Annotated in this window: 3 protein-coding genes and 1 pseudogene; all 4 read left to right on the top strand. The window is 38.5% G+C overall.

Annotated features, from left to right (window positions below; translation table 11 throughout):
- Positions 1-3,845 (top strand): gliding motility-associated C-terminal domain-containing protein (locus tag ACNO7W_RS16165; protein ID WP_417938899.1); only part of this gene is annotated, 3,845 nt, incomplete at its 5' end.
- A 60-nt stretch (positions 3,846-3,905) separates the two neighbouring features.
- Positions 3,906-4,814 (top strand): type IX secretion system membrane protein PorP/SprF, encoded by a 909-nt coding sequence (locus ACNO7W_RS16160; protein WP_417938898.1) that lies wholly within the window; start codon positions 3,906-3,908, stop codon positions 4,812-4,814.
- An 11-nt stretch (positions 4,815-4,825) separates the two neighbouring features.
- Complete coding sequence (locus ACNO7W_RS16155; protein WP_417938897.1) at positions 4,826-5,230, top strand: tetratricopeptide repeat protein; 405 nt, start codon at positions 4,826-4,828, stop codon at positions 5,228-5,230.
- Positions 5,231-5,266: 36 nt separating this feature from the next.
- Positions 5,267-6,238: pseudogene (locus ACNO7W_RS16150) on the top strand (flagellar motor protein MotB); the annotation flags it as partial.

The following is a 6,238-nucleotide window of genomic DNA, read 5'->3' as shown; positions in this document are numbered from 1 at the left end:
GAGTTATAGCGGACGATCAAACAATCTGCGAAGGCGATGATGTGGCGGCCTTCACTAGCACAACAGATGCTAGCGGAGATGGTACTATCACCTACCAATGGCAGTCCAGCACAACTAGTGCCGTCGCAGGATTTAGCAATATCGGTGGGGCTACATCAGCGACTTTCAATGACGGTACAATCACACAAGATACTTGGTACAAACGTATCGCTACTTCAACATTGCTTGGTAAAGCATGTACCGAAGAGAGCAATGTCATAAAAGTGACGGTGAATGCCCTTCCAGTTGCCCCAGTTTCCGGTGGTAATATAACAGAGTGTAAGAACCCTTCAATACAAACCTTAACTGCTACGGCAACCGTCCCGGCTGGTCAACACATTGATTGGTATAATGCTGCAACGGCTGGTGCAATAGTTGTAAGTCCAACCCTTAATACCGTTGGAACGGTTACTTATTATGCTCAGACCGTAAATAATGATACTTCTTGCATAAGTTTAACTCGAACTGCCGTTACTTTAACAATAAACGCATGTTCGATTGTTATTGCTAAAGACGGTACTTATCAGGATACAACCGCTCCTATAGGAATCACAAATCCTGGGGATACTGTCACTTATGCTTTTGTGGTAACCAATACGGGTAATGTGCCATTGACTAATGTGACTATCACTGACCCATTACCAGGATTGGTAATATCTGGCGGTCCTATAACATTGGCTGTTGGCGCTTCTGATAGTACTACTTTCACCGCTACTTACGAAATCACGCAAGTAGATATCGATGCTGGTGCGGTATACAACTTGGCTACGGCTACTGGCACACCGCCGTCTGGCCCTGATGTAAATCACACTTCTACGGATCCTACGCCTTGTACTTCTTGCCCTATTAAAGATGGATGCGAGGATTGTACGATCACACCGCTGACACAGACTCCTGACATTGCTATTGTGAAAACCAATGACATTATAGTTGGACCAAATGGATGTGCTATTCTAAAAGTAGGCGATGTGGTAACCTATACCTTTACCGTGACTAATGAAGGCAATGTAAGTTTACATGATGTAGCTGTTGAAGACCTTCATACTGACTTATCCGCTATTACTCTGCAAAGTGGTGATGTTAATAATATCAGTATATTAGAAGTTGGCGAAACTTGGATTTATACCGCAACGTATACCGTAACTCAAACCGATATTGATAATGGAAATATTACCAATCAAGCTTCCGTTAAAGGTACTGCGCCAGATACGACAATAGTAACTGACCTATCGGGTGATTCAACAACTGAGGATCGTGAGAATGTGATTCCTATTTGTACTACCCCTGACATTGCTATTGTGAAAACCAATGACATTATAGTTGGACCAAATGGATGTGCTATTCTAAAAGTCGGCGATGTGGTAACCTATACCTTTACCGTGACTAATGAAGGCAATGTAAGTTTACATGATGTAGCTGTTGAAGACCTTCATACTGACTTATCTGCTATTACTCTGCAAAGTGGTGATGTTAATAATATCAGTATATTAGAAGTTGGCGAAACTTGGATTTATACCGCAACGTATACCGTAACTCAAACCGATATTGATAATGGAAATATTACCAATCAAGCTTCAGTTAAAGGTACTGCCCCTGATAACACTACAATAGTAACTGACAAATCAGGTGATTCAGCAACTGAGGATGGTGAGAATGTGATTCCTATTTGTACTACGCCTGACATTGCTATTGTGAAAACCAATGACATTACAGTTGGAGAAAATGGATGTGCTATTCTAAAAGTAGGCGATGTGGTAACCTATACCTTTACCGTGACTAATGAAGGCAATGTGAGTTTACATGATGTAGCTGTTGCCGACCCTCATCCTGGCTTATCTGCTATTGCTCTGCAAAGTGGTGATGTTAATGATAACAGTATAGTAGAAGTTACCGAAACTTGGATTTATACCGCAACTTATACGGTAACCCAAGCCGATATAGATGCAGGTACTATTACCAATCAAGCTTCAGTTAATGGTACTGCGCCAGATACGACAATAGTAACTGACCTATCAGGTGATTCAACAACTGATGATGATCCGGATGTGATTCCTATTTGTACTACCCCTGAAATTGCTATTGTGAAAACCAATAACATTACAGTTGAAAATGGATGTGCAACTTTAGCCGTAGGCAATGTGGTAATCTATACCTTTACCGTGACTAATGAAGGTAATGTAAGTTTGCATGATGTAACTGTTACCGACCCTCATACTGGCTTATCTGCTATTGCTCTACAAAGTGGTGATGTCAATAATAACAGTATATTAGAAGTTACCGAAACTTGGAGTTATACCGCAACATATACCGTAACTCAAGCCGATATAGATGCCGGTAATATTACCAATCAAGCTTCAGTTAGTGGTACTGCGCCTGACACGACAATAGTAAATGACCTATCAGGCGATTCAACAACTGATGATGATCCGGATGTGATTCCTATTTGTACTAATCCCGACATTGCCATAGTGAAAACCAATGACATTACAGTTGGACCAAATGGATGTGCTATTCTAAAAGTCGGCGATGTGGTAACCTATACCTTTACCGTGACTAATGAAGGCAATGTAAGTTTACATGATGTAGCTGTTGAAGACCTTCATACTGACTTATCTGCTATTACTCTGCAAAGTGGTGATGTTAATAATATCAGTATATTAGAAGTTGGCGAAACTTGGATTTATACCGCAACGTATACCGTAACTCAAACCGATATCGATAATGGAAATATTACCAATCAAGCTTCAGTTAAAGGTACTGCCCCTGATAACACTACAATAGTAACTGACCAATCAGGTGATTCAGCAACTGATGATGATCCAGATGTGATTCCTATTTGTATTAATCCTGACATTGCTTTAGTGAAAACTGGCACCTTTGTGGATACGAATAATGATGGTTTCGCTCAAGTGGGTGAAAAAATCAATTATACTTTCGCAGTGACCAATACGGGTAATGTGACCGTAACCAATATCGTTATCACGGATCCATTGGTCGGTTTAGCAATAACTGGTAGTCCAATTGCTTCTTTAATACCAGGAGCCACGGACAGTTCCGTGACTGGAGTTTATACAGTTACTCAAGCGGATATCAATGCGGGACAAGTGACAAACTCGGCTTTGGCTATCGGTAAAGACCCTAAAGGCGGAGATGTAAGGGATATTTCAGGCACAACGGTCGAAAACGATACGCCTACTGTTACTCCGTTAAATAATATAATAACAATAACCTCCGCCTGCACTTCAAGCACGGAAACTCGTAACCTAAATGATTATTTACCTGCCGGCACTCCCACAGATGGAATTTGGACAGATGTAAGTGGCACTGGACAATTAGTAGGCAGTATAGTCTCCCCTTTTGGTCTTGCCATTACTTCCGAAAATAATCCTTATGTTTTTGAATATAAAATTGGGGAAGGAACCAATTTCGGAAATATAAGGTTATTAATGAGTGTTGATAATGAATGTTTCGTCGCTCCATGTCGAACCATAATTGTCCATAACGCTTTCTCTCCAAACGGTGATGGTATTAATGAAGTATTCATAATAGAAAACATAACAGACACCTGTTATATTGACAATACGGTTGAAATATACAACCGTTGGGGAGTCTTGGTTTTTGATACTAGAAACTACGACAATGAAAGCAACTATTTTGACGGAATCTCAAGAGGTAGAACAACCATTAGCCAGTCCTCTGGATTACCTACCGGAACCTATTATTATATCCTGAATTACACTTCCGTTGATGGTTTTGGCAATATTCAAACCAATAAAAAAGACGGGTATTTATACCTTACCAGATAAATCTAACTCAAATCTAACTCCTGGGGGCTAACAACCCTCAGGTTTAAAACAATAAACTAAATGAAGACAAGAGTACTATTATTCGCTTTGCTGTTTACTGGAATTGTAAGTTATGCCCAACAAGATGCACAATTTACACAATACATGTATAACACAATAAATGTCAATCCCGCTTATGCAGGATCGAGAGGAGCTTTGAGTATATTTGCTTTGCATCGTACGCAATGGGTTGGACTCGATGGAGCACCTGTTACAAATGCAGTATCAGTAAATACACCTTTTAACGGGAGTCGTTTAGGATTGGGGGTGTCTATTATAAATGATAAAATTGGACCTACCCATGAGAACACGATCTCGGCTGATTTGTCCTATACCATTCCTACTTCGGAGACTGTTAAACTTTCGTTTGGGATTAAAGCAACCGCCAATCTATTCGATTTAGACGTTACTCGATTAAATCCTGTGGATGACGACCCTAGTTTGCATGATTTTAATAATAAATTCTCACCAAATATAGGTGCCGGTGTCTATTTACATTCCCATAAAGGCTATGTGGGTTTATCAGTTCCTAATTTTATCGAAACCAACCGCTATGATGATAATGAGGTAGCTATTTTCAAAGAAAAAATAAATTACTACCTAATTGCCGGATATGTGTTTGATTTAAGTAGTTTTGCAAAATTCAAACCTGCCCTACTCACCAAAATGGTTGAAGGAGCTCCGCTTCAGGTAGATATATCCGGAAATTTTATGATCAACGATAAATTTGTTGTTGGAGTCGCTTACCGATGGAGTGCTGCCCTAAGTGCAAATGTTGGCTTTCAAGTCTCAGACGCTTTATATATTGGGTACGGCTATGACCTTGAAACGACCAATTTAGACAACTATAATTCCGGTTCGCATGAAATATTCCTGCGCTATGAATTATTCAGAAACAACAACAAAATAACAACTCCAAGATTCTTCTAAAAACAATTATTATGAAAACATATATATTCCTTTATATAACAATAATGAGTATTTTTTCTTTTAAAGGACATGCTCAAAATTCAAAATTTTATGTAACTGATAAAATAAGTGATAAATATGCCTATGTGGATGTAATAAAAACCTATGAAAGAGTTGCTGAAAAAGGTTATAAATCAGTTGATCTATTTAAAAAACTAGGGGATTCTTATTACTCCAACTCTGATTTGAACAAAGCCGCTCAATGGTATTGCGAATTATTTGCCATGAACACTAATGATTTAGAACCTGTATATTATTATCAATATGCTAAATCTTTGAATTTTATTGGTCAAAACGATGAAGCTAATAGAATACTAGAGAAATTAAAACAAAAATCAGAGGTAGTAGTCGAGAAAAAAAATCGAAAACAACGATAAAAATACAACTCCAAAATTCTTCTAAAAACAATTATTATGAAAAATTATATACTCCTTTACATAACAATAGTAAGTGTTTTTTCTTTTAACATTTATTCCCAAAAAGCAAGAGTTTCTGCAGCCGAAAAAAAATATGGCAACTATGCTTATATAGATGCCATAAAAACCTACAAAAGGGTGGCGGAAAAAGGATACAAATCGGCAGATATGTTTCAAAAATTGGGAAATTCCTATTACTATAATGCCGAGCTCGACCAAGCCGCTAAATGGTATGGCGAATTATTTGCCATGACTTCTGATGTGGAACCTGAATATTATTACCGATATGCCCAATCCTTGAGATCCATCGGTGAAAATGACAAAGCCAACGAGATGCTGGAAAAATTCAATCAGATGTCAGGAAACGATACTAGAGGGAAACTTTTCAAAAACAACAGGAGTTATTTGGATAAGATTAAAGAAAATTCAGGTAGATTCCAAGTGGAAAATGCGGGTATAAACTCTAAATATTCTGATTACGGAAGCTCCATTTATTTGAATAAAATTGTCTTTGCCTCGGCTAGGGATACGGGTAGTTTAGGACAGAGAAAACACGCGTGGACCAATCAATATTTCACCAACTTGTATGTTGCCGACTTAGGAGATGCCATGACTCCTGGCGGAGTTAATAAATTTGATAAAAACGTGAAATCAAGATTCCATGAGTCTACTCCCGCATTTACCAAAGACGGAAAAACAATGTATTTCACAAGAAACAACTTTCTTGAAGACAAAAAAGGAAAAGATGCCAGTGGCATTACTTTAGTAAAAATATACAAGGCCAGTTTCGAAAACAACCAATGGACAAATATAACCGAACTGCCTTTTGATAGCAACAACTACAGTACGGCACACCCCGCACTAAGTCCTGACGAAAAAACACTGTATTTTGCTTCCGATATGCCTGGAACGCTGGGACAGTCTGATTTATTTAAAGTAAAAATAAATGATGACGGGAGTTTTGGATCC

This window comes from Flavobacterium sp. ZB4R12 (genome assembly GCF_048276375.1).
GTDB lineage: Bacteria > Bacteroidota > Bacteroidia > Flavobacteriales > Flavobacteriaceae > Flavobacterium > Flavobacterium gawalongense.
The sequence above is the reverse complement of the archived record's forward strand: the minus strand, read 5'-3'. Positions and strand labels throughout refer to the sequence as shown.